Consider the following 22,913-nt stretch of genomic DNA (forward strand, 5'->3'; position numbering starts at 1 on the left):
TCCAAACAATAGTCTGTTTCCTATTCATATTGACGAATTTTGAATCCAATATTTCGTCTTTTTTTAGTAATTTAATTTTTAATTTTCTATCCTTAAATAATTCATAATTTGATTTGAGAATAAAATGGTTTGACTTAATAGTAAAATGATGTTCCGCACCAGAAATTGAAAATTTTTCGGAAACTTTTTCTCCATTTACTACGACCGTTTATTTTCCTAAAATGGAGTTTAAAAATTCGATTTTATCGTTGTCAATATTGTATTCTGTGTATTTCATGTTTTTTGTTTTTATCTATTAAATCCCTCTAATTCCTTGCTTCTATAATTTCAAATAGAGTAATATGTGTTTGCCGCTTCTACATTTATTTACTTTTTTCAATCAGTTTTAAATTTTCTTCAATATAGCTCTCTATTGATTTTGGTAGAGCTTGAAAATATTTATTATCCACTTTTTCCCAATATTTATCTTCAAATTTACTTGGCCTTTTGAAAGTATAAAAATCATCAAACTGCTTTGAATCTAATTCATTTACATACTCTTTTTCAAGTAAATAAAATTCGTGTGTTGCTTCAACTTTTTGAAATTCGTCTTTTTGTTTTCTTTTAATTTCATAACTTCTAATTTCTTTGAAGTAAATTATATTCTCTAAATCTATTTTCTGGTAATCGTTGATTTCATAAATCGAATTAACGGTATAATTATTATAATGCGTTTCCATGCCAAAAAGCTTCATTATTTTTGGTTTTAATGTAGAAATAATTTCTAATTGTAAGTTTGAATTGTTATAAAAAGTTGACATAGTTCCTTTTTCAAGATTTGTTTCTTTGTCTAAAATAGTTGTTTTTAAACTATTGTCTGTTTTTAAATTGTATTCATTATTTAGGTTTTGATATCTTGTAAATTCATTAAACATTGGAACTCCCGCAACCATAAAAAAATAAGTTGGGCTTATTTGATTTATTGATTTATTTTCAAACGAACGATTAGAAATAATCCTCATTTTTATTTTATCGGATTTCATAGAAATATAAAATTCAACAATTCCATCAATGAAATAATGTGGTCGATCTTCATTAATTTGAAGACTTCTAAAATATCCTTTTAACTTCAGATATTTATAGGTCTTAGGCTTCATAATTACAACTTCATCTAATTCAATTGCAATTCTGTTTAAAGATATAACCGGTGAGTTTTTAAATTTTTCAATAGTTAATTCAGATGTTCTGTATGAACTATTTACAAAAGTTAAATTAGTTGCTTTAGAATTGTAAATTTTATTTTCTAGTTCCGAAGAAATAACTCCGTTAATATCGGAAACACCAATTAGATCTCCCTTTTCAGAATAAATTTCTACAAACGGAATAATTTTTTCTGAAAACGTTTCTTTTATTTTATGTTGAGAATAGATTGAAAAAATCGAGAGAAAAATCAATATTATTGAGAATGGATATTTGGTCATTTTAAATTTATGTTTTTTGTGCAACTTTTGTTAAAGTTCTCGTGTCCTTCGCTAGTGCGAGCTTCCAGCTCGTACACATGATCTAATTCATATCTATTTCTAGAATTGTGTGGTCATCATTACCATAATTTCTTGCGCTACTGTATTTCCAATCAATTGGATCCATAACAAATCCAGTTTCTACAGGATTATTGTGAATATATTCTAATTTTTGCTCAAAAACGTTCAAAGACTAAATTTCAATTGGTTTATTGTTTTGTTGCCAAAACTGTCGACACTTTACATTACTATTCTTTTTTCCTGCTCTTTCAAACATCCAAAGCATCCATTCTTTTCGGCTTTCTTGTAGATTATCTTCAATAATTTTCAACATTTTTCTTGAAGTAAATCCTTGAAAATCTCTTATTAAACCAAAAGGATCATTCAAAGAGGAACGAAAAATCAAATGCACATGACTTGGCATGATGCAATAGTCATAAAGTTCCATTCCTTTGTTTTTACGACAGTAATCTAAGGATTCTACTATAGTTCAAAAATAGGCGTCTCTCGTGAATACATCTATCCAATTTACGGCCGCAAAACTTATAAAATAAGCGCCAGATTTCTCTCCAAACTTATTTTTCTAATCACTTATAATTCTCACTATTGTTTGCGGGTACGAGCTAGAAGCTCGCACGAGTGATTAAAGAGATGCTCGGAGCGGGGTAAGCACATATGCGTTCGCTCCTTTAAATTACTAATTTTGCTGTTTCTTTAGCTATTCCGATCGTTGCTATTGAACCACTATTAAAACTTAAAAAATCAGATTCGATCCCGTCGCTAAAAATTACTCCGCTTGTTGGCATTAATGATTCTATTGTTAAATTATTTTGTGTTTTTATAATTCCAGCAGTTATTCCAATTTGAGTTCTAACACTTTGAAAAGGTTCCCTGACTGCAAACAACAATTCATTGTCTTTTAGTTTTGGTCTTTTAGGTTTTAAGTTCTTTTCAAACATATTTGTGATTCCATACGACATATTAAAAATTGAACTCAACCATCCAGTTGAACCCGCTGGCGTTGAAACAATTAGACCGCTTGACGACTGTTCTTCAATAGAGTTATTATAAGTTATTTTATATTTGGCAGAAATGTGTGTTGATGCGCCAATGAACAAATCATTAAAGGCTAAAAGTCGTTGTCCATCATTTAATTTTGCTTCAGCAAATCGCATCGTTTTAGAATCATATTTAGTACTGATAACATTTTCAACCCCTCCAATAAAGTTCGTAGTATCAAATGGTAATAAAACTCCATCATATCTTTCTTTGTCTGGATTCACTCCTATAATTGGAATATTTTTTGAATATTTTGCAGTATTTGCTACAAGACCATCTTGACCAATTACGATAATTAACTGATTTTCGGAGAAAATAAATGAGGAAACAAAATTTCTTTCTACGATTTTATTTTTAACTACTTTTGAAAGTTGGAGTTGCAATGATTGCAAGGAATTTTGAAAAATTTCATTTTCAATCTCGTAATCATTAAAGTTCCCTCCAAGTCTTTCTATGTAAAATTTTGCCTGCGCCTTTGTATTAAATCTTTCAATTAATAGTTCAAGCCGAGTCTTATTTTTTACAATTATTGCGTATTCAATATTCATCTTTTCTTATTTCTCGTTCAACAAAGAATCTAATAAATCGGGACTTATATTCAAGTTTCCAATTTTATCAGCATTTTCAGCCAACTGTCTAAATGCAAGTGCAATATTAAATTTAGGGTCCGGATTATTGTTTAAAGCGGTTAAGATTTTCCAATCAATATCTTTGTAAGGTTTCAAAGTTGCCTCAATCACATAACCTTGCGTTTCTGCTTCGATTTTGTCATTTTCTGTTTTCTCTTCAATTAGTAATTTTCTTTGATTTTCAACAGAAATATCAGCTTCCAATTTCATTTCTCGTAACTTCCTGTCATTCTCCGCTTTTATGAATTCCGATTCCATTTTTTTCTCTGTAATTTGCTTTTGTTTTTCCTCAATTGCAATTTCAGTATTTAGTTCGGTTTCTTTAATTTTCCTTTCTTGTTCTACGGCAAAATTTCTTCTTTCATAAATCGCTTGATCGGCTTCTTGTTGTAATTTTTCCCTAGTTTCGGTTTCTAATGCTCTTGACATTTCTGGAGTTGCCGAAATCGCTAAAATATTTGCTCCCAAAATTTCTATTCCAAGCATATTTATCGCAGTAGAATTTTTTAATCCTTCAATAATACTTTCTTCGATGGTTTTGGCTGAACGAATGGCTTCTTTAAGTTTTATTCCGTGAATAAATGATGAAGTTGCTGTCTGTGCTTCATTAATTAATCGTTGGTTTAGTTTTTCAATATCATTCTTTTTGTATTGTCCATTACCTTGAACGGTAAAATCCAAGACATCAGATAAAGTTTTTGGGTTTGTGATTTTATAACTTATTTGACCTTGTATGGTTACGGATTGATAATCATTTGTGGACTCGCTAAAAATGAAAGGCAAATCGTTACTTCCCATTGGAATTGCAACGATTGAACTATTTGGCGAAAAGTAAAAAAATGAAAGTCCGCGACCTTCTTTTTTTATGGTTCCATTTTTAAAATGTAAAACATAAGTCATTGCATCAAATTGTATGTGTTTAAATCCAAACATAATTCTTATTTCTATTTTAGTTATTATTAAATGCGGTGTTTCTTAAAATCTCTGGTAAGGTCAGTTCGTCTAAAAACCTTCAAACGAACTCTATTTTGTTAATCAGTGAGTAAATATATGGGATTTAAACTACAATTAAAATTCTTTTTAAGAAAAGTAACTTTTACATTCTCAAGAGAAAATAAGGCGTAAAAAGCCTTAAATAGTGTTGTCGGAACTTCAAAACATTGAGCCAATACTTTCAGCTCTTGTTTGCTCATTGTGGGCACAGTTTGCAAAACTGCGCTAACGATTGTGGCAGATCAGCGCGGTCAGGGTTTGAGAATAAAATGGTTCGATTTAATGGCAAAATGATGTTCCGTGCCGGTAATTGAGAATTTTTCAGAAAGTTTTTCTCCATTTACTACGACCGTTTCTTTTCCTAAAATGGAGGGTAAAAATTCAATTTTATTATTATCTACATTGAATTCCGTGTATTTCATTGTTTTATCATTTTTAATATTTGAAGGCACGTAAAGAATTTCTTCGCTATTGAGGTTTTTATATATTCCAATTTTTTTCGATAAATTTTATTTTCCAATTTCCTTCTATTTTTTCTAGATATATTGATTTACCATAGCTTTCTTCATTATTGGAGTAATGATCAAATTCTAAATATGCTTTATTATTATCTTTGGAAAAAATGGGAATAGAGAATTGAATATATTTTTCAATTATTTTTAAATTTATACTTAATTCTACAGTTTTAAACTTTAGTGTTATAATTTTTGGAATTTTGAATGTTTTAATAGTTCCATTTTGACTAAGAATATCTAGAGAATCCTTTATTAGGAAAAATGAGTTGTTAATTGGTTTTGATTTGTATATTTTTTCTATGCAAACTTCTCCCTGGTTTGCAAAGGATTTTTCTGGAAGTTTTATTGCTGTTATCTTATTATTAAGTTCCGTTTCTTCAAAACATCTAGTATTAACTATAACTTTTTTTAAGTTTAAACATATTGGAAGTTCTTTTTCAGTTGGAAAATCCCTTGTCATTTCTAAACCTTTTTGTTCAATTAAAGTTTGAATAATACTGATAGTTTCTGTCTCGTGGATTAAATCTTCATTCTTTTTGTTAGTGCAACTTAACAGAGTTAAAATAAATAGTAATAAAATATTTTTCATTTTTTTATTTAATTATTGATTGTAACTTATTCTGAATCCATTTTTTTTGTTGAGTTTTTTATAAAATAGTAAGTAATATTCTAGTACTACACAAGTTTTGGGACTAAATTATTCCCGTTTTCAAAATTTATCAAAACATCTCAAATACAAAACCAAAGTTCTATTAAGATTATTTAATTCCAGTGCATTAGCTATAATGGCAGTTATTTTTGCTTACTTAATGGTGAATCAGAATGATACGGAACTTTTGCAGACGGAACAACTTTTTTAGTATCATTTAAATGCACATCTTGGTCATCAAAAAAGATATGAGCATTAAAAGCCTTCAGAACTTTGTCTTTCGATATTCCTCCAAGAAAAAAAGCTTCATCAACATATACATCCCAATCCCTTAATGTTCTAATAACCCTCATGTGTGATGGACTATTTCTAGCTGTTACAATTGCAATACGCAAGGGCGTTAGCTCAATTGTTGTGTCCATATATTGTTGAATTTTAGATAAAGTTTTTAAAAGTTTACCGTGTGGTCCTTCTTTCAGAGGAATATTTTCATTTTCACTTTCGTTTTTATGGAAAGCTGCCATACCTTCTGATTTATAAATTTGCTCAGAATCATCAGCAAATAGTACTGCATCAGCATCAAATGCAATTCTTACAGTATCTTGAGATGCATTAAAATCTGTTGGATGTTCTAGAATTAATGCTGCTGCGGCTGTTTTAGAATCTATTACTTCTTGAACATCGATTTCGCTTTTTGACAAAAATAGATCAATACTAAATGCATCGATATATCCTGATATTTTTTCTCCACCTGTAAATGCAGAACGAGTAATATCCAAACTTAAACTTTTTATTGAATTTAAAATTCTGACACCAGTTTCAGGACTATTACTAGACAAAATAATAACTTCGACAAGTCTATTTGTAGTTGAAAGTTTATTCAGATTTAAAAGAGCTTGAACTAAATGATAAGCAGTTCCTGGTCTTAATTCTTCATTTTCTTTTTCTCTTTGAATTTTTCGGTATTCAATTATACCTTTTTCTTTGAATAACTTATCTTCTTCTTCTAAATCAAAAAGTGTTCTTGAAGATATTCCTACTACTAACGTATTGGTGAAATCCGGCATATTTTATCCTGTTTTTATATAATTACTGATAATTTATTTGTTTGAATGACAAACATCACTCATCATACTTTCCACGAATTTATAAAAAAGCAGCTATAAATAATCAAATGATCCAATTATTTTCTGAAAACTTTTCTTACCTATAAATTAATCGAAAAACCCAGTAGTTCTCTCAACTGCGTGAGGGATGGAAGCGGCATCCTTTCCTTTTTCTTTAAAAAGGAAAGATACAGCGTACAGCCCGACCCGGACGGAGTTTACGGAGAATGGGTCACGCCCAAAAGCAAGTTTAAACAAAATAAAATAATATCTTTGGTTTAGTAATACAAGCTGCCATTGTACTAAAAATTATCATAATATTAGCAAAGAACCGTTGCGAAAATCAGTAAATTGGCACTTTAAATTAGTACTTTTGAATACTTGTTAATACGACTTATGGATAAAATAAAAATACTTTGGGTGGATGATGAAATCGACCTTTTGAAACCACATATATTATTTCTGGAAAAGAAAAACTACGAGGTAACTACCTGCAATAACGGTCGGGATGCGATTGATATTTTTGACGAAAACAATTTTGATATTGTTTTTCTGGACGAAAATATGCCCGGAATGAGCGGTCTGGAAACACTTTCGGAGATGAAAGAAAAAAAATCTTCGGTTCCCATGATTATGATTACCAAAAGTGAGGAGGAATACATCATGGAGGAAGCGATTGGCTCTAAAATTGCCGATTATTTGATAAAACCCGTGAATCCGAATCAGATTTTGTTGAGTTTGAAGAAAAATCTGGACCATTCGCGACTGATTTCGCAAAAAACAACGTTGGATTATCAGAAGGAATTTAGAAAAATCACCATGGAAATGGCGATGGTAAATTCCTATGAAGACTGGGTAGAATTGTATAAGAAATTGATTTTTTGGGAACTAGAATTGGAGAATATCAACGATCAAAGTATGGTTGAAATTCTAGAATCCCAAAAAGCGGAAGCCAATTCGCAATTTGGAAAATTCATTGAGCGCAATTATGAAGACTGGTTTGCACCAAAAGTTGCTAAACCAATTCAGTCGCATACCTTATTCAAAGAATTAGTGGTGCCGGAAATCGTCAAAAAAGACAAGCCGATTCTGTTTGTAGTAATTGATAATTTGCGTTACGATCAATGGAAAACCTTTGAAAGCGTGGTGGCAAATTATTACAAACTGGAAAAAGAAGTGCCGTATTACGCTATTCTTCCCACGGCTACGCAATATGCTAGAAACGCAATTTTCTCGGGTTTGACGCCTCTTGAAATGGAAAAACAGTTTCCGCAATATTGGAAAAACGATCCTGAAGAAGGTGGGAAAAACTTGTATGAAGCGGAGTTTTTGACGGCACAATTGAAACGATTGGGATTAAACATCAAGCAAGACTATTATAAAATCACCAATTTAGCCGGAGGAAAAAAACTGGTTGAAAGCTTTAGGTCGCTTAAGGATAATGATTTGGTTACCGTGGTTTACAACTTTGTGGATATGCTTTCGCATGCCAAGACAGAGATGGATGTGGTAAAAGAACTCGCCTCAGATGATAAAGCGTATCGTTCGCTGACGTTGAGTTGGTTTAAAAATTCTCCATTGTTGGAAATTATTCAACAGGCACAGAAAATGGGTTTCAAATTGATTCTGACAACAGATCACGGGACTATAAACGTGAAAAATCCATCGAAAGTGGTGGGTGATAAAAATACCAGCTTGAATTTGCGTTATAAAACAGGACGCAGTCTTACGTACGAACACAAAGATGTTTATGCGGTGAAAGAACCAAAAAATATTGGTTTGCCTACCATAAATATGAGCAGTTCTTATATTTTTGCAAAAAATGATTTGTTTTTGGCGTATGTCAACAACTACAATCATTATGTGAGTTATTATAAAAATACGTATCAGCATGGCGGAATTTCATTGGAAGAAATGATTATCCCTTTCTTAGTTTTTAACCCGAAATAAAAAAAGTGATCAGTTTGCAGTGGTCAGTTTGCAGTAGAGCGAGATAACTGAACACTAATTTCTGAACACTGAACACTTAAATTATGAATGTTACTTTTTCTTTAGATCAACTCGAAGAAGTTGCGCGAAAAATCATATCCGAGAACCCCAATAAAGTGATTCTTTTTCATGGGGAAATGGGCGTTGGAAAAACTACTTTGATCAAACAATTATGTAAAACACTGGGTGTTACGGATGCCACAAGCAGTCCAACTTTCTCTTTAGTTAATGAGTATCAAACTGCTGCAAATCAAACTGTTTACCATTTTGATTTTTACAGATTAAACAATGAAATCGAAGCTATGGATATGGGAATTGATGATTACCTTTATTCGGGGAATTGGTGTTTCATAGAATGGGCAGAGAAGATTCCGAATCTAATTCCTGAGGCACATTCTGTTATTACTATTGAGTTGCTCGGGGATGGAAAACGTTCTTTAGAACTAAGTTAAATAAAATTATGAGTTTAGAAAATACCGTAGAAATTATTCCTTTTTCAACAGATTTAAAGGAACATATTAAAACACTGAATTTAGAATGGCTGAAGAAATATTTCAAAGTAGAACCGAAAGACAAAATCGTCCTTTCTAATCCACAAGGTGAAATTATTGACAAAGGCGGAATGATATTTTATGCTAAATACAATAATCAAATAATAGGTGCCGTTTCATTAATAAAAATAGATGATGTTACGTTTGAATTGAGTAAAATGGCGGTTACAGATACGATTCAGGGTTTAGGAATCGGAAAAAAAATCATGGAACATTGTTTGACTGTTGCCAAAGAGGAAGGCATTCAAAAACTTATTTTGTACTCTAATAGAAGTTTAATGCCCGCTATTCATTTGTATAAAAAATATGGCTTCACAGAAATAGCCTTAGAAAACGGAGTTTATGAAAGAGCCGATATAAAAATGGAAAGAATCATCCGTTAAATTTTAAAATAAGTACTACTGTACTTATCACCGTTACAATTGCGTTTTTCTAAAACTTTTGCGTAAATTGTGCCATAAATTAACAATTATAATGTCAATTACTATAACGCCCTTCACCAAGCAACAGCTATTACCTCAAGAAGAAAAATTGGAAGTAGCGCGACATAAAAGCGAACTTTTTATTGGTATCCCAAAAGAAACGAGTTACCAGGAACACCGTATTTGCCTTACACCCGATGCTGTAAATTCGCTGACCTTTCATGGTCACAGGGTAATGATTGAAGCGGGCGCAGGTCAAAGTTCCAGTTATTCTGATAGAGAATATTGTGATGCCGGTGCAGAAGTTACAAATGACACCAAGAAGGTATTTAGCTGTCCTATGATTTTAAAAGTAGAGCCAGCTACTATAGCCGAAATTCAAATGATGAATCCGGAAACGATTTTGATTTCCGCCATACAATTGAAAACCAGAAAAAAATCTTATTTTGAAGCTTTGGCTAAGAAAAAAATCACCGCTCTTGCCTTTGAATACATAAAGGATGAAGATGGAACTTATCCAGCAGTGAAATCATTGAGCGAAATAGCCGGAACTGCTTCCATACTAATTGCAGCGGAATTAATGATTACCAATGAATTTGGAAAAGGATTGTTATTTGGTAATATTACCGGCGTCCCTCCTACTGAAGTTGTTATTTTGGGTGCAGGAACGGTGGGTGAATTTGCAGCAAAAACCGCTATCGGTTTAGGCGCCAGTGTAAAAGTATTTGATAATTCCATCACCAAATTACGTCGCCTGCAAAACAATTTAAACCAACGAATCTTTACCTCTACCATTCAGCCAAAATCATTATTAAAAGCATTGAGACGCTGTGACGTGGCCATCGGAGCCATGAGAGGAAAAGAACGCTGTCCTGTTATTGTTACCGAAACAATGGTGGAACATATGAAAAACGGTGCCGTTATTGTCGATGTAAGTATTGATACCGGTGGTTGTTTTGAAACTTCGGAAGTGACCTCGCATGAGAAGCCTACGTTTATTAAAAACAATGTTGTACATTATTGTGTACCTAATATTCCTTCCCGATATTCAAAAACTGCTTCGCTGTCCATAAGCAATATCATCACCCCGTATCTGATGCAAATCGCTGAAGACGGCGGTATTGAGACTGCAATCCGTTGTGATAAAGGTCTAAAAAACGGCGTGTATTTGTACCACGGAATCCTTACCAACAAAGCCATAGGCGACTGGTTTGATTTACCGGATAAGGATATCAATTTAATTGTTTTTTAAGTAAACTTTCTTTTACCTTTGCCAAAAATTTGATTCATGAAATTTGTACATCGTTTTGCGTATTACCTTGTTGGTCTAATTATGGGATTGTTCTTTGTAGCTGCTATCTTTAGCGGAAAAGACACCCGTTGTAATTATTTTCCAAATACCCGTGTTTTGAATGATTTGAGAAATAAACCCTTCCATTATTCCGATAAAGCATCCCAAATATTAGCTGAAAAATGGATTGACACCGCCGATATCAAAAATACATTGAAATTTGGTGATGTTGATTTCGACAAAAGTAATGTGGAACTCAAAAAAGGGAAATTGTACATTATTGAAGGCCAAACTGTAAAAAAACAAGAAATCACTCTTAAAGTGATTAATTACTCAGACAAAGCCGTTTTAGAAGATATTATAAAAAAATAGAAACTCTAAACAGTTGTTCCATTTGGGCGTGACCCTGCAGATTGCTTCGTCGTTCCTCCTCGCAACTTCGGGTCGTGCTGTGCGTTCCCGCTTCTTTTTAATAGGCTAAAACGCCTCTCAAAAAAAGAGCTCCACTGCCATCACTCACGCGAAGCACTCTACAAATCAATAATTTGTGTCATCATACAAATATTTAATCTACTGCAATCCAGTCAATTGTTTTTATTTTATTTTGCTTCAAATACGCATTCGTTTTACTGAAATTTTTATTCCCAAACCATTTTCCCTGATTAGCGCTCATGGGCGACGGATGCCCCGACTCTAAAACTAAATGTTTGTTTCGGTCAATTTTGAGTCCTTTTTTGTGCGCAAAATTTCCCCAAAGCAAGAAAACGACATGTTCTTTTTCTTCAGAAATTTTCTGAATTACAGCATCCGTAAAAAGATTCCATTTTAAATGTTTGTGACTGTTTGGATTGTCTTCTCTTACCGTTAAAGAAGCGTTCAGCAGTAAAACCCCTTGTTTTGCCCAAGCTTCAAGATTGCCGGAAGTGAGCATAAAAATAGTTCCTAAATCAGCTCTTAGCTCCCGAAAAATATTGCGCAAAGAAGGCGGAATTCGTACGCCATCATTAACCGAGAAACACAAACCATTTGCCTCGCCTTTCCCGTGATAGGGATCTTGTCCAATAATTACAACTTTTACATCCTTGAAACTGCAATAATTAAAAGCAGCAAAAATCAATTCTTTAGGCGGATAACAAGTGTGATTCTTGTATTCATCATCGACAAATTCCATTAAATCCTGAAAATAAGGTTTCTGAATTTCGTCTGATAAAATGGATTGCCATTCCGGATTGAGATTGATTTGCATAGTTAAATATTTATAAAGCAAAGATACAGAGAGAATCGTTTTTTTAAATCCTAAAATGCATAATAAACATTCATTAATTCTTTGTGAAAGTCTGTTAAATAGTCTTAACTATTAGCTATTTTTGTCTTGAAAAGAATAATACAATAAATGATATCCATCACCGAAAAAACATTACAAGATTTACAATTTCCTACCGTTCTCGAAACCATTTCGACGATTTGTAATACAGATATTGGCAAACAAAAAGCACTTGAAATAACTCCTTTTAAAGACAAGGAATCTTTGATGCAGGCATTAATGCAAACATCAGAGTATGTTTCGTCTTTCCAAAATAATAATGCCATTCCCAATCATGGTTTTGACGCTATTACTCATGAAATTAGATTTCTGGCCATAGAAGACAGTTTCTTGGAAGTAGGCAGTTTTAGAAAAATCGCTACCATTTCTTCAACGGTAAATTTCCTATTGAATTTTTTAAGAAAATTCGAGGATTATTATCCAAATATAAACGCAAGAGCTAGCCAAGTCGAACTGACCAAAGACATTATCACGATGGTCGATGAAGTAGTCGATAAATATGGCGAAATAAAAGACAATGCCTCCCCAGATTTATTGAATATTCGTCGGAATATGAATACGGTCCGTGGTAAAGTTAATCAGAGTTTTGGAACTGCACTGACGCACTACAATTCGCTGGGATATTTGGATGATATTAAAGAAAGCTTTGTTCAAAATAGGCGAGTTTTAGCAGTTTTAGCGATGTACCGTCGTAAAGTAAAAGGATCTATTTTGGGCAGTTCCAAGACAGGAAGCATAGCCTATATTGAACCGGAAGCTACCCTGAATTATTCCAGGGAATTGAGTAATCTTGAATATGAAGAGAAAGAAGAAATCACCCGAATATTAAAACAGTTATCCAATTATATTCGTCCTTTTTTACCGCTTTTAATCAAATATCAGGATTTCCTGAGTGATATTGATGTTATTGCCGCGAAAGCTAAATACGCCAATAAAATCAATGGAATTTTACCAACCATTACGGAAAACCGCCGACTTTATTTTAGAGATGCTTTCCATCCTATTTTGTATTTGAATAACAAACAGAAAAATGAAATTACGCATCCGCAAACCATTGAATTAAGTCAAGAAAGCAGAATTATTGTGATTTCAGGACCCAATGCCGGAGGGAAAACTATCTCGTTAAAAACCGTTGGATTACTCCAATTAATGCTGCAATCCGGAATGCTGATTCCTGTTCACGAACGTAGCGAAACGTTTTTGTTTGACAGAATTTTAACGGATATTGGAGACAATCAATCTATTGAAAATCATCTTAGTACCTATAGTTATCGATTAAAGAACATGAACTACTTCCTGAAGAAGTGCAATAAGAAAACCATGTTTCTAATTGATGAATTTGGTACTGGTTCTGATCCAGAATTAGGAGGTGCATTAGCAGAGATTTTCTTGGAAGAATTCTATCATCGGGAAGCTTTCGGTATAATTACAACACATTATTCAAATCTAAAAATTCTGGCAAACGAATTGCCTTTCGCCACCAATGCCAACATGCTTTTCGACGAAAAAACATTAGAACCTTTATACAAATTGGTTTTAGGACAAGCGGGAAGTTCATTTACATTTGAAGTTGCCTTAAAAAACGGAATTCCATTTAGTTTAATCAATCGTGCCAAAAAGAAAATTGAAGTCGGAAAAGTACGTTTCGATAAAACAATTGCTACCCTTCAGAAAGAGCGTTCGAAAATGGAAAAAACGTCGCAAACGCTAAAAGAAGAAGAAACTAAAGCAAGGGAAGAAGGCAAGAAAATGGAAACTATCAATGTAAAAATCAAGCAAAAGCTGGAAAGCTATCAGGAATTGTATGACAGCAACCAGAAAACAATTTATATTGGCCAAAAAATTGAAGATATAGCCGAGAAATATTTTAATAACAAAAGCAAAAAAGACCTAATTGGCGATTTTTTGAAAATTATTGAAATTGAAAATTCAAAACGTAAAAAAGCGACACCTAAAGAAACTAAAGCACTGATTGAACAGAAAAAAGTTGTTATTGAAGAGGTTACTGTTCAGGTCGAAGAAATCAGAAAAGAAAAGAAAGAGAAAAAGCTAAAAGTAGTTATAGAGAAACCTAAACCGATTCTAAAAGTCGGTAACCGCGTTAGAATGTCAGATGGAAAAGCGGTGGGAAGTATTGATAAGATTGAGAAAAATAAGGCTGTGGTGAATTACGGTGTGTTTACCTCTAAAGTAAGCCTTGAATCGCTGGAATTCGTTGAAGCGGGTAAGAAGTAAAAATATTCTGTTTACGGTCATAGTTTTCATTGTCTTCATATGTTTTGTCATTTCGACGAAGGAGAAATCTCATTTCGTTTTAATGATTTTGAATATTTACCCGAGGCTGAAAAAACGAATAGATGAACTAATTTTAAATTTTAAATCATGCTTGATATTCCTAAAAACAAAAAAATCATCCTTTTCGATGGCGTTTGTAATCTCTGCGATGCAGCAGTTCAATTTGTGATAAAGCATGATAAAAAAGATATTTTTAGGTTTGTGGCGTTGCAATCTGATTTGGGGCAGGACATCCTAAAACACATTGGAATTGACACCAAAAACATTGATAGTATAATTCTCTATCAGCCAGGAATCGCTTATTATTACAAATCGGAAGCAGTATTCGAAATTGCTAAAGGTTTAGGAGGAATTTATAATTTAGGAACTATATTTTCCATTTTTCCTACTTCTCTTACTAATCATATTTATGATTATATCGCTAAAAACCGATACAAATGGTATGGAAAAAAAGACGCTTGTCTGATTCCAACCGAGGAAATCCGATCTAAGTTTTTAGAATAAAATAACAATCATGATAATTATCATTCTATTTATTTGGCAGTAAGTATAAATTTGAATAATCTTAAATTTAAATTAACATGAAAGACACGGCACTTTTTTCTTGGGATATCGTAACATTTATAATGGTTTTCTTATTTGGGTTTGTAATCATAGGACTGATCACCACAGTTTTACTTTTGATGAACTCTGATAAAAAAATAGAATAACAGTAAAAACAAGAGGATGTCCTATTGAACATCCTCTTGTTAATAAAACTGTAATTATAAAGACTAACTTCTAATTAATTTTCGGTATTTCAATCGTTTTGGAGTTAAATCACCACCTAAACGTTTTTTCTTATTCTCTTCATAGTCAGTGAAACCACCTTCAAAATAATATACTTCAGAGTTTCCTTCGAAAGCTAGAATATGCGTGCAAATTCTGTCTAAGAACCATCTGTCGTGAGAAATTACTACCGCACAACCTGCAAAGTTCTCCAATCCTTCTTCCAAAGCACGAAGTGTATTGATGTCCAAATCATTCGTAGGCTCATCCAGTAAAAGTACGTTTCCTTCTTCTTTTAAAGTCATCGCTAGGTGCAAACGGTTTCTTTCACCACCGGAAAGCATCGAAACTTTCTTATTTTGCTCTCCACCTCCAAAATTAAAACGCGACAAATAGGCTCTTGAATTCACTTGTTTCCCGCCCATCATAATCAATTCCTGACCATCAGCGAAGTTTTCCCAAATCGATTTTTCAGGATTTATATTAGAGTGTGCTTGATCTACATAAGCGATTTTTACAGTATCCCCAATTAAGAACTCTCCCGAATCAGGCTTTTCTTCACCCATTATCATTTTGAAAATGGTTGATTTACCAGCACCATTTGGTCCAATAATCCCAACAATTCCAGCTTGTGGCAGCGTAAAGTTTAAATTGTCATATAGCAATTTATCTCCAAATGCTTTAGCAACATTTTTGGCTTCAATTACATTAGTTCCCAAACGTGGACCATTTGGAATATAAATCTCCAAATTTTCGTCTAATTGTTTTTGGTCTTCATTCAATAATTTATCGTAGTTCTGCAAACGCGCTTTTTGTTTGGTTTGACGACCTTTGGCACCTTGACGAACCCAGTCCAACTCGCGTTCTAAGTTTTTTCTACGCTTTGAAGCCGTTTTCTCTTCCAAAGCCATACGACCTGATTTTTGTTCCAACCAAGAGGAGTAATTCCCTTTCCAAGGAATACCTTCACCTCTATCCAATTCTAAAATCCATCCCGCAACATTATCCAAGAAGTATCTATCGTGCGTTACCGCAATAACAGTTCCTGAATATTGAGCTAAATGTTGCTCTAACCAAAGAACGCTTTCCGCATCCAGGTGATTCGTAGGCTCATCCAAAAGCAAAACGTCCGGTTGCTGCAACAACAAACGACATAAAGCTACACGACGACGCTCTCCACCAGATAAGTTTTTGATTGGCGTATCTCCTTCTGGCGTGCGCAAGGCATCCATGGCGATTTCTAGTTTGGTATCGATTTCCCAAGCACCCAAAGCATCAATTTTATCTTGTAGGAGCGCTTGACGATCCATTAATTGCTCCATCTTATCCGCATTTTCGTAGACTTCAGGTAAACCAAAACTATCATTGATTTTATTGAATTCATCTAAAACTGCCATAGTTTCCGCAACACCTTCTCTTACAATTTCGATAACCGTTTTGCTATCATCCAGAATAGGTTCTTGTTCTAAATAACCAACAGTGTAACCTGGCGCAAAAACTACATCGCCTTGATAATTTTTATCAACTCCGGCAATAATCTTCAATAAAGAAGATTTTCCTGAGCCATTTAAACCTAAAATACCAATTTTTGCTCCATAAAAGAAACTCAAATAAATATTTTTTAGCACTGGTTTATCTGCTCCTTGATAGGTTTTACTCAATTTTGACATTGAGAATATCACTTTCTTATCGTCTGCCATAACCTTAATTTATATTAGTTAATTCTTTGTTTTTTATCTATTTACATTTTGTTAAATAATGAAAAGTTGCCGTTTTTTCTAAAAATGTAACACCAAATTTCCCACCTTTCCAATTTTTTTCCTACACCTGTTTATGATAATATGTGCAAATATAAATATAATCAACGATGTTATGAAGCTTAAAGTCGTACTAAATAAAAAGAATAAAGGTTATGTACCCTGTATTCATGGTATACGTCACATTTCAAAAAAAGTGAATGCCAAAAACACTCTTGCTATAAAGATATCTGTTGCTGAATTTTGCAAATATTTTGATAACAAACTGATGAATTATGTTCGTCATTTCTGTAAAGGATATTTAATTCGACAAGCATTGTTTACTATTTTAACTGTCGTACTTCAAAATTCTACAAGGCAAATCGGAAACAAAATCAAGAAATTGTTTACCAACTTAACACTACAAGAGAGGAATAATTCCGGTTACTAAATAACACGGAGCAAAAAGGATGCTTCAAATTTTGTCGAAATCATATTGAATTTTAAATAAAGTAACCTGTGTGATAAATGTTACTGTCCATAAAATTTAAACGGACAATATTTGCATCATAAAATTTACAATTATGGAATATATCGGTTATTTTTCGTCAATACTTATTGGCATAGCATTGGGACTAATTGGTGGTGGAGGTAGTATTCTCACCGTACCTGTTTTAGTTTATTTATTTACAGTTGAGCCAGTGGTAGCCACATCGTATTCATTATTTATTGTTGGTTTAACAAGTGCCGTTGGTACTGTAGGCTATTTCAAAAAAGGTTTAGTAAATATCAAAACTGCCATTGTTTTTGGTATTCCATCAATTATTGCCGTTTTTACCACAAGGGCTTTAATAGTCCCAGCAATTCCTAAAGAGCTATTTTCCTTAGGAAATTTTACGCTGACTAAAGACCTTTTTTTAATGCTGCTCTTCGCTGTAATAATGATTATTGCCTCCTATAGCATGATTAAAAAAGATAAAAAAAATATTCCAGCAGAAACACAAGAACAAAATTTCAATTATCCACTTATACTTATTGAAGGGGCGCTTGTTGGAGTGATCACTGGTTTAGTAGGCGCTGGCGGAGGTTTTTTAATCATCCCTGCCTTAGTTATTTTAAGCAAACTACCTATGAAAGAGGCTGTTGGAACTTCCTTAGTCATCATTGCAGCAAAATCTTTGATTGGTTTCTTCGGGGAAGGTGGAGAAACGGCTATTGATTGGCAATTTCTATTTACAATTTCAGCATTTGCTATTGTTGGAATTTTCATTGGCGCAGCATTATCTAAAAAGGTTGATGGCAATAAACTCAAACCGGCATTTGGTTGGTTTGTTTTAGTAATGGGAATTTATATTATAACCAAAGAGCTTTTTCTAAAATAAAATAATGTGCGACATAAAACACTAAATAACAAATAATTAATAAAATTACAGGTTTTTTTTATATTATAAAACCCTATGTAACATTAGTCACCAATTATAACAAATTCATGAACTAATTTTGCTTAAATAATTAGAAACTTAAAAAAATAAACAATATGTATTTTCAACACATTTACGACAAGAGTCTTGCTCAGGCAAGTTATTTTATTGGCTGTCAAAAAGCAGGAGTAGCTGCGGTAATCGATCCTAAAAGGGATGTAGATACCTATCTCGAAATTGCGAAACAGAACAATATGAAAATTACTCATATTTTAGAAACGCACATCCATGCTGATTTCCTATCCGGATCAAGAGAACTAGCCGCTTTGACTGGAGCAGAAATGTACCTTTCAGCTGAAGGCGGACCGGGTTGGGAATACGAATTTCCTCATGTTGACGTAAAAGATGGTGCTGTTTTAAAAGTAGGAAACTTAAAAATAGAAGTAGTTCATACTCCCGGACACACACCGGAAAGTATCAGTTTTCTGTTGACCGATACTCCTGCCAGCGATGAACCGGTAATGTTGTTCACCGGTGACTTTGTATTTGTTGGTGATATAGGAAGACCTGATTTGCTTGAAAAAGCAGCAGGAATGAAAGGAACTCAGGAAATTGGTGCCAAACAAATGTATCAATCGATTAATAAATTTGATGCATTACCTGATTATATTCAAGTATGGCCGGGCCATGGAGCAGGTTCTGCTTGTGGAAAAGCATTAGGAGCAGTACCAAGTACTACTGTAGGATATGAAAAAATAAGAAACTGGGCTTTTCAGCATAAAAATGATGAAGCTGGATTTGTAAAATATTTATTGGAAGACCAACCGGAACCACCTAAGTATTTTGCGATGATGAAAAAACTAAATAAAGTAGACCGTCCGCTTCTTACAGCAGTTCCAAAATTGAAACAGCTGGATTATAACGAATTATCTGAAGCTTTATCCAAAGGAATAAAATTGATTGATGCCAGAGATAAAACGGAATTTTCTAAAGGATTTATTCCGGCAAGTATTAACATTCAAGGGAATAATTCTTTTGCTACTTGGGCAGGATGGTTTCTTACCTATGAAGAACCTTTTATGTTGCTTGCCGATGAATCACAATTGGATGATTTGACCAGAAAACTAATGCGAATCGGATTAGACAACATTCATGGTTACATTCCTTCTACAAAAATATGGGAAGAAAATGGCGGCTCTTTAGAGAAAGTGAATCAGATTTCATTAGAAGAATTTAAAACCTTGCAACAAGAAAAAGACGTTCAAGTAGTTGACCTTCGTGGTGTTGCTGAATACAATGCTGGTCACATCAAAGGAGCTGACAATGTATTTGTAGGTACTTTAGTAAACAATTTGGATAAAATACGCAAGGATAAAAAAGTGTTAATTCATTGCCAAGGTGGTGACAGGGCAGCAATTGCCTATTCATTATTAGCAAGAAATGGTTATAAAAATATTCTCAATTATTCTCCGGGAATGAATGAGTGGGTGAGCCAAAACAATCCTATTGAATACTAAAAAAAGCAATTATGTTCGAAATTTTTAAAAATATGTTTTCAAAAAAAGACACAACACAAATGGAAAAAATAATAAAAGAAGGTGCGTTCCTTGTAGATGTTCGCACACCGTCAGAATTTGTTGAAGGTCATGTAAAAGGATCTTCCAATATTCCTTTGGATCAAGTAGCGAGTCAATTGGAAAAATTCAAAGGAAAAGAGCATATCATTGTTTTTTGCCGAAGCGGTAACCGTAGTGGTCAAGCCAAAATGATTTTGGAACAAAATGGTTTCAAAAACGTGACAAATGGCGTTACTTGGCAAGATGTCAACGAAGCGATTAATAAATAAACAGCGGTACTATTAGAATAATGTGCAGTTTAAGGCAAGAAATATATTTGTTTTAAACTGCATAATTATTTATTTAGAAATCGGAATTTAATCATAGAATAAAAAATCAAACTGAATTTGTACCTTTCGGTTGTGCAAATAAAAATAAATTTCTTTTGAAATTAATTCATCAAATGATATGGAAGGGAAAAAAGCAATGAACAAAGACTTAATTTTAAGGGAGAAATTAGCATTACAGCGGACTGTATTGGCTAATCAATCTACATTTCTTGCCTTTTTAAGAACGTCAATGTATTTTTTGATTGCGGGTTTGAGCTTGCGAAATTTATTAAAAGTCGAAAATAGTTTACTCATTGAAATCGCACTTTTTATCGCTTCATTTATAATTTTTGTTCTTGGAACCCTCAACTATCTCAAACACAAAAAATCCATATCAGAAAATAAAAAACACATAGGTGACTACCAGTTAGAATATTACAAATTATAATAGTATTCCCTGAAAAACGGAGATTTAAAATCAATAAAACACATCAATTGAAAACAAATACAACCAAACTTGGATTGAAAGAAAATTGGAAACAATTTACCCTTTTGGTCATCGTCAATGCCTTTGTTGGCGGAATGATAGGGATGGAAAGAACCATTATTCCAAAGTTTGCTGAGATTGAATTTGGCATTGCTTCAAAAACGGCTATTCTATCTTTTATAATTGCCTTTGGAATTACAAAAGCCATTACCAATTATTTTACGGGCAAGTTGGCAAACCGATTCGGTAGAAAAAATTTGCTTTTATTTGGATGGTTTTTAGCGTTGCCGATCCCTTTCATTTTGATACACGCTGCCTCTTGGAACTGGGTGATTTTTGCCAATATTCTTTTGGGCGTTAGTCAAGGACTGACCTGGAGCAGCACTGTGGTGATGAAAATTGATTTGGTTGGAGAAAAAGACCGCGGACTGGCAATGGGGCTCAACGAATTTGCCGGTTATTTTGCAGTTGGTTTAGTCGCTTTTCTGTCAGGCTATATCGCCCAAAAATATGGAATTACACCCTACCCTTTTTACTTAGGAATCGGAATTTCAATAATTGGTTTCTTATTGACTTTGTTTTTTGTGAAAGATACCAGAATATTTGTAAACCAAGAAAACACGACCGATAAAACTGAAAAATTAGAAAATATTTTTCTGGAAACTACATTCAAAAACAAAACGTTAAGCTCCATAACACAAGCAGGATTAGTCAATAATCTAAATGATGGAATGATTTGGGGACTTTTGCCTATCGTCTTAATTTCTTTGAATTACGATTCTGAAAAAATTGGTATTATTACTGCCATTTATCCCACTGTTTGGGGTTTTGGACAATTAATAACCGGTAAAATGTCGGATATATATTCGAAAAAAAAGATGCTGTTTTGGGGAATGTTACTTCAAGGAATAGCGATACTTTTTATTCCTTTTGCTGCAGCATTCTATCAATTAGCCATCATTTCAGCATTTTTGGGTTTGGGAACGGCCTTAGTTTATCCTACTTTTTTGTCTGCTATAGCGCAGGCTACTAATCCGCATCAAAGGGCGGAAAGTATTGGTACTTTTAGACTTTGGAGAGATCTGGGATATGCGATAGGCGCTATTATTTCAGGAATAACGGCCGATTTATTTGGAGTCAATTATGCCATTGTACTGATAGGTGTTATCACCATTGCATCATCAGTAATAATCAAAGTTCGAATGCCAAAAGACCATTTACAAAAGACAAATAACTGATTCAAACGACATGAAAGAAATAGATAGCTCCTCAAATGAATGCATTCAAGTTGCAGCAGTAAAACAATCGCTTCAGCAAAATGAAAAAATACAGATTATTGATGTCCGTTCCAAAGAAGAATTCGAAAATAATCATATTCCGGAAGCCATAAATATTACTTTGGCAGAAATTGAAAACCAAATACATCAAATCAAAAAAGATTGTAAAATTATTATAGCTTGTGGAAAAGGTGGAGGAAGATCGATGGATGGAGCTAAACTTTTAAAAGAAATGGGATACAATGCAAACTGGCTTTGCGGTGGAACAAATGAATGGTTGAATTTACAATAAAGTATAAAGCTAAAACAAAGAGATTCTTTCTTTTCAGAAAGTAATGATTCAAAAAAATAAAAAATGAACTGGAAAACACCAAAAAAATCTACTCTACAAAATATTATTTTTTTAGTGTTGATAGCACTGCTTCTGTTCAGTCCGTTGGGCACTTTTGTAAAAGTACAACTGAATCGATTAATTGCCTTTTCACCTAAAACTATAGCCGCAACAGATCAAAAAATGCTTTCCAGTTTCCAATGGCAATTAAAAGACGCCACCGGAAAGATTGTGTCATTGGAAGCATACAAAGGAAAAATAGTATTCATTAATTTCTGGGCCACCTGGTGTCCGCCTTGTATTGCTGAAATGCCAAGTATGCAGAAGTTATATGCTGACTATCAGGATAAAATGGTCTTTTTATTTGTGACAACGGATTCCTTTGAAAAGGCAAATGCTTTGATGATTAAAGAAAATTTAACGCTTCCCGTTTATCAATCGGTTACAAATCCTCCTTTAGAAATGGAATCTTCAACGATTCCGGCAACCTATCTTATTGATCAAGAAGGAAATGTGATTGTAGCCAAAATTGGAACTGCCAATTGGAATAGTGATTCGTTCCGAGAAAAGTTAGACGAGTTAATAAAAAAATAAAATCAATTTCATTTTTTACTTTTTTTTTCTTGTGTGACAAAAGTAACATAACTACTCATTTATAAATATAACCTTTGTATCAATAAAAAAAT

Annotated in this window: 24 protein-coding genes and 1 pseudogene; 16 read left to right on the plus strand and 9 right to left on the minus strand. The window is 33.3% G+C overall.

The window, feature by feature from the left end; translation table 11 throughout:
* Positions 1–362: 362 nt before the first annotated feature.
* The 7 genes and pseudogenes from ACFX5E_RS07050 to ACFX5E_RS07080 form a co-directional block, all read right to left on the minus strand.
* Positions 363–1,460, minus strand: a complete 1,098-nt coding sequence (locus tag ACFX5E_RS07050; RefSeq protein ID WP_379854486.1) for a hypothetical protein — start codon at positions 1,458–1,460, stop codon at positions 363–365.
* An 82-nt stretch (positions 1,461–1,542) separates the two neighbouring features.
* Positions 1,543–2,046 (minus strand): annotated as a pseudogene (locus ACFX5E_RS07055) (transposase).
* Positions 2,047–2,188: 142 nt separating this feature from the next.
* The gene (locus ACFX5E_RS07060; RefSeq protein ID WP_379854487.1) at positions 2,189–3,106 is read right to left on the minus strand and encodes an NAD(+)/NADH kinase; all 918 of its coding nucleotides are present in this window, start codon (positions 3,104–3,106) and stop codon (positions 2,189–2,191) included.
* Between the two features lie 6 nt (positions 3,107–3,112).
* The gene (locus tag ACFX5E_RS07065; RefSeq protein WP_379854488.1) at positions 3,113–4,120 is read right to left on the minus strand and encodes an SPFH domain-containing protein; all 1,008 of its coding nucleotides are present in this window, start codon (positions 4,118–4,120) and stop codon (positions 3,113–3,115) included.
* Positions 4,121–4,431: 311 nt separating this feature from the next.
* Positions 4,432–4,602 carry a hypothetical protein gene (locus ACFX5E_RS07070; protein ID WP_379854489.1) on the minus strand — a complete coding sequence of 57 codons (171 nt, stop codon included), beginning with the start codon at positions 4,600–4,602 and terminating at the stop codon, positions 4,432–4,434.
* Positions 4,603–4,660: 58 nt separating this feature from the next.
* On the minus strand, positions 4,661–5,284 hold the full coding sequence (locus tag ACFX5E_RS07075; protein ID WP_379854490.1) for a hypothetical protein: 624 nt from the start codon (positions 5,282–5,284) through the stop codon (positions 4,661–4,663).
* Positions 5,285–5,487: 203 nt separating this feature from the next.
* On the minus strand, positions 5,488–6,411 hold the full coding sequence (locus tag ACFX5E_RS07080) for a 5'-nucleotidase (protein ID WP_379854491.1): 924 nt from the start codon (positions 6,409–6,411) through the stop codon (positions 5,488–5,490).
* Between the two features lie 435 nt (positions 6,412–6,846).
* Here ACFX5E_RS07080 and porX point away from each other — a divergent pair, with 435 nt between their 5' ends.
* The 5 genes from porX (at position 6,847) to ACFX5E_RS07105 (ending at position 11,075) form a co-directional block, all read left to right on the plus strand.
* Positions 6,847–8,400: a T9SS response regulator signal transducer PorX gene (gene porX / locus ACFX5E_RS07085; RefSeq protein WP_379854492.1), complete on the plus strand. Its 1,554-nt coding sequence runs from the start codon at positions 6,847–6,849 to the stop codon at positions 8,398–8,400.
* 83 nt (positions 8,401–8,483) lie between these two features.
* Positions 8,484–8,891, plus strand: coding sequence for a tRNA (adenosine(37)-N6)-threonylcarbamoyltransferase complex ATPase subunit type 1 TsaE (gene tsaE / locus ACFX5E_RS07090; protein WP_379854493.1), 408 nt, complete (start codon positions 8,484–8,486; stop codon positions 8,889–8,891).
* Positions 8,892–8,899: 8 nt separating this feature from the next.
* Positions 8,900–9,373, plus strand: a complete 474-nt coding sequence (locus ACFX5E_RS07095) for a GNAT family N-acetyltransferase (protein WP_379854494.1) — start codon at positions 8,900–8,902, stop codon at positions 9,371–9,373.
* A 91-nt stretch (positions 9,374–9,464) separates the two neighbouring features.
* On the plus strand, positions 9,465–10,664 hold the full coding sequence (locus ACFX5E_RS07100) for an alanine dehydrogenase (RefSeq protein ID WP_379854495.1): 1,200 nt from the start codon (positions 9,465–9,467) through the stop codon (positions 10,662–10,664).
* A gap of 36 nt (positions 10,665–10,700) precedes the next feature.
* A complete protein-coding gene (locus ACFX5E_RS07105; RefSeq protein WP_379854496.1) occupies positions 10,701–11,075 on the plus strand; it encodes a DUF4258 domain-containing protein in 375 nt (124 codons plus the stop codon).
* Between the two features lie 193 nt (positions 11,076–11,268).
* Here the strand turns inward: ACFX5E_RS07105 and ACFX5E_RS07110 are convergent, their stop codons facing one another.
* The gene (locus ACFX5E_RS07110; protein ID WP_379854497.1) at positions 11,269–11,949 is read right to left on the minus strand and encodes a uracil-DNA glycosylase; all 681 of its coding nucleotides are present in this window, start codon (positions 11,947–11,949) and stop codon (positions 11,269–11,271) included.
* 147 nt (positions 11,950–12,096) lie between these two features.
* Here ACFX5E_RS07110 and ACFX5E_RS07115 point away from each other — a divergent pair, with 147 nt between their 5' ends.
* From ACFX5E_RS07115 to ACFX5E_RS07125, 3 genes are all read left to right on the plus strand, one after another.
* Positions 12,097–14,262, plus strand: coding sequence for an endonuclease MutS2 (locus ACFX5E_RS07115; RefSeq protein ID WP_379854498.1), 2,166 nt, complete (start codon positions 12,097–12,099; stop codon positions 14,260–14,262).
* Between the two features lie 147 nt (positions 14,263–14,409).
* Positions 14,410–14,826: a thiol-disulfide oxidoreductase DCC family protein gene (locus ACFX5E_RS07120; protein WP_379854499.1), complete on the plus strand. Its 417-nt coding sequence runs from the start codon at positions 14,410–14,412 to the stop codon at positions 14,824–14,826.
* 77 nt (positions 14,827–14,903) lie between these two features.
* Complete coding sequence (locus ACFX5E_RS07125; RefSeq protein WP_379854501.1) at positions 14,904–15,032, plus strand: hypothetical protein; 129 nt, start codon at positions 14,904–14,906, stop codon at positions 15,030–15,032.
* A 63-nt stretch (positions 15,033–15,095) separates the two neighbouring features.
* Here ACFX5E_RS07125 and ettA read toward each other — a convergent pair whose 3' ends face one another.
* Positions 15,096–16,790 carry an energy-dependent translational throttle protein EttA gene (ettA, locus tag ACFX5E_RS07130; protein WP_379854502.1) on the minus strand — a complete coding sequence of 565 codons (1,695 nt, stop codon included), beginning with the start codon at positions 16,788–16,790 and terminating at the stop codon, positions 15,096–15,098.
* 172 nt (positions 16,791–16,962) lie between these two features.
* Here ettA and ACFX5E_RS07135 point away from each other — a divergent pair, with 172 nt between their 5' ends.
* The 8 genes from ACFX5E_RS07135 to ACFX5E_RS07170 all read left to right on the plus strand — a co-directional run bounded on the left by ACFX5E_RS07135 (position 16,963) and on the right by ACFX5E_RS07170 (position 22,821).
* A complete protein-coding gene (locus ACFX5E_RS07135; protein WP_379854503.1) occupies positions 16,963–17,277 on the plus strand; it encodes a hypothetical protein in 315 nt (104 codons plus the stop codon).
* A gap of 133 nt (positions 17,278–17,410) precedes the next feature.
* Positions 17,411–18,208, plus strand: coding sequence for a sulfite exporter TauE/SafE family protein (locus tag ACFX5E_RS07140; protein WP_379854504.1), 798 nt, complete (start codon positions 17,411–17,413; stop codon positions 18,206–18,208).
* Positions 18,209–18,363: 155 nt separating this feature from the next.
* The gene (locus ACFX5E_RS07145) at positions 18,364–19,764 is read left to right on the plus strand and encodes an MBL fold metallo-hydrolase (protein ID WP_379854505.1); all 1,401 of its coding nucleotides are present in this window, start codon (positions 18,364–18,366) and stop codon (positions 19,762–19,764) included.
* Positions 19,765–19,823: 59 nt separating this feature from the next.
* Entirely contained in the window at positions 19,824–20,093 is a 270-nt protein-coding gene (locus ACFX5E_RS07150; RefSeq protein ID WP_379854506.1) for a rhodanese-like domain-containing protein, read from the plus strand.
* Between the two features lie 178 nt (positions 20,094–20,271).
* Positions 20,272–20,580: a DUF202 domain-containing protein gene (locus ACFX5E_RS07155; RefSeq protein ID WP_379854507.1), complete on the plus strand. Its 309-nt coding sequence runs from the start codon at positions 20,272–20,274 to the stop codon at positions 20,578–20,580.
* 47 nt (positions 20,581–20,627) lie between these two features.
* On the plus strand, positions 20,628–21,857 hold the full coding sequence (locus ACFX5E_RS07160) for an MFS transporter (protein ID WP_379854508.1): 1,230 nt from the start codon (positions 20,628–20,630) through the stop codon (positions 21,855–21,857).
* 10 nt (positions 21,858–21,867) lie between these two features.
* Complete coding sequence (locus tag ACFX5E_RS07165; protein WP_379854509.1) at positions 21,868–22,188, plus strand: rhodanese-like domain-containing protein; 321 nt, start codon at positions 21,868–21,870, stop codon at positions 22,186–22,188.
* 63 nt (positions 22,189–22,251) lie between these two features.
* Positions 22,252–22,821 (plus strand): redoxin domain-containing protein, encoded by a 570-nt coding sequence (locus ACFX5E_RS07170; RefSeq protein ID WP_379854510.1) that lies wholly within the window; start codon positions 22,252–22,254, stop codon positions 22,819–22,821.
* The last annotated feature ends 92 nt before the right edge of the window (positions 22,822–22,913 follow it).

Origin of the sequence: Flavobacterium xylosi (genome assembly GCF_042787345.1) — a bacterium.
GTDB lineage: Bacteria > Bacteroidota > Bacteroidia > Flavobacteriales > Flavobacteriaceae > Flavobacterium > Flavobacterium xylosi.

Excerpts from the sequence above, each read along its gene's own strand:
- ACFX5E_RS07050 (WP_379854486.1), bottom strand. The coding sequence starts at position 1,460 with ATGACCAAATATCCATTCTCAATAATATTGATTTTTCTCTCGATTTTT.
- ACFX5E_RS07060 (WP_379854487.1), bottom strand. The coding sequence starts at position 3,106 with ATGAATATTGAATACGCAATAATTGTAAAAAATAAGACTCGGCTTGAA.
- ACFX5E_RS07065 (WP_379854488.1), bottom strand. The coding sequence starts at position 4,120 with ATGTTTGGATTTAAACACATACAATTTGATGCAATGACTTATGTTTTA.
- ACFX5E_RS07070 (WP_379854489.1), bottom strand. The coding sequence starts at position 4,602 with ATGAAATACACGGAATTCAATGTAGATAATAATAAAATTGAATTTTTA.
- ACFX5E_RS07075 (WP_379854490.1), bottom strand. The coding sequence starts at position 5,284 with ATGAAAAATATTTTATTACTATTTATTTTAACTCTGTTAAGTTGCACT.
- ACFX5E_RS07080 (WP_379854491.1), bottom strand. The coding sequence starts at position 6,411 with ATGCCGGATTTCACCAATACGTTAGTAGTAGGAATATCTTCAAGAACA.
- porX (WP_379854492.1), top strand. The coding sequence starts at position 6,847 with ATGGATAAAATAAAAATACTTTGGGTGGATGATGAAATCGACCTTTTG.
- tsaE (WP_379854493.1), top strand. The coding sequence starts at position 8,484 with ATGAATGTTACTTTTTCTTTAGATCAACTCGAAGAAGTTGCGCGAAAA.
- ACFX5E_RS07095 (WP_379854494.1), top strand. The coding sequence starts at position 8,900 with ATGAGTTTAGAAAATACCGTAGAAATTATTCCTTTTTCAACAGATTTA.
- ACFX5E_RS07100 (WP_379854495.1), top strand. The coding sequence starts at position 9,465 with ATGTCAATTACTATAACGCCCTTCACCAAGCAACAGCTATTACCTCAA.
- ACFX5E_RS07105 (WP_379854496.1), top strand. The coding sequence starts at position 10,701 with ATGAAATTTGTACATCGTTTTGCGTATTACCTTGTTGGTCTAATTATG.
- ACFX5E_RS07110 (WP_379854497.1), bottom strand. The coding sequence starts at position 11,949 with ATGCAAATCAATCTCAATCCGGAATGGCAATCCATTTTATCAGACGAA.
- ACFX5E_RS07115 (WP_379854498.1), top strand. The coding sequence starts at position 12,097 with ATGATATCCATCACCGAAAAAACATTACAAGATTTACAATTTCCTACC.
- ACFX5E_RS07120 (WP_379854499.1), top strand. The coding sequence starts at position 14,410 with ATGCTTGATATTCCTAAAAACAAAAAAATCATCCTTTTCGATGGCGTT.
- ACFX5E_RS07125 (WP_379854501.1), top strand. The coding sequence starts at position 14,904 with ATGAAAGACACGGCACTTTTTTCTTGGGATATCGTAACATTTATAATG.
- ettA (WP_379854502.1), bottom strand. The coding sequence starts at position 16,790 with ATGGCAGACGATAAGAAAGTGATATTCTCAATGTCAAAATTGAGTAAA.
- ACFX5E_RS07135 (WP_379854503.1), top strand. The coding sequence starts at position 16,963 with ATGAAGCTTAAAGTCGTACTAAATAAAAAGAATAAAGGTTATGTACCC.
- ACFX5E_RS07140 (WP_379854504.1), top strand. The coding sequence starts at position 17,411 with ATGGAATATATCGGTTATTTTTCGTCAATACTTATTGGCATAGCATTG.
- ACFX5E_RS07145 (WP_379854505.1), top strand. The coding sequence starts at position 18,364 with ATGTATTTTCAACACATTTACGACAAGAGTCTTGCTCAGGCAAGTTAT.
- ACFX5E_RS07150 (WP_379854506.1), top strand. The coding sequence starts at position 19,824 with ATGGAAAAAATAATAAAAGAAGGTGCGTTCCTTGTAGATGTTCGCACA.
- ACFX5E_RS07155 (WP_379854507.1), top strand. The coding sequence starts at position 20,272 with ATGGAAGGGAAAAAAGCAATGAACAAAGACTTAATTTTAAGGGAGAAA.
- ACFX5E_RS07165 (WP_379854509.1), top strand. The coding sequence starts at position 21,868 with ATGAAAGAAATAGATAGCTCCTCAAATGAATGCATTCAAGTTGCAGCA.
- ACFX5E_RS07170 (WP_379854510.1), top strand. The coding sequence starts at position 22,252 with ATGAACTGGAAAACACCAAAAAAATCTACTCTACAAAATATTATTTTT.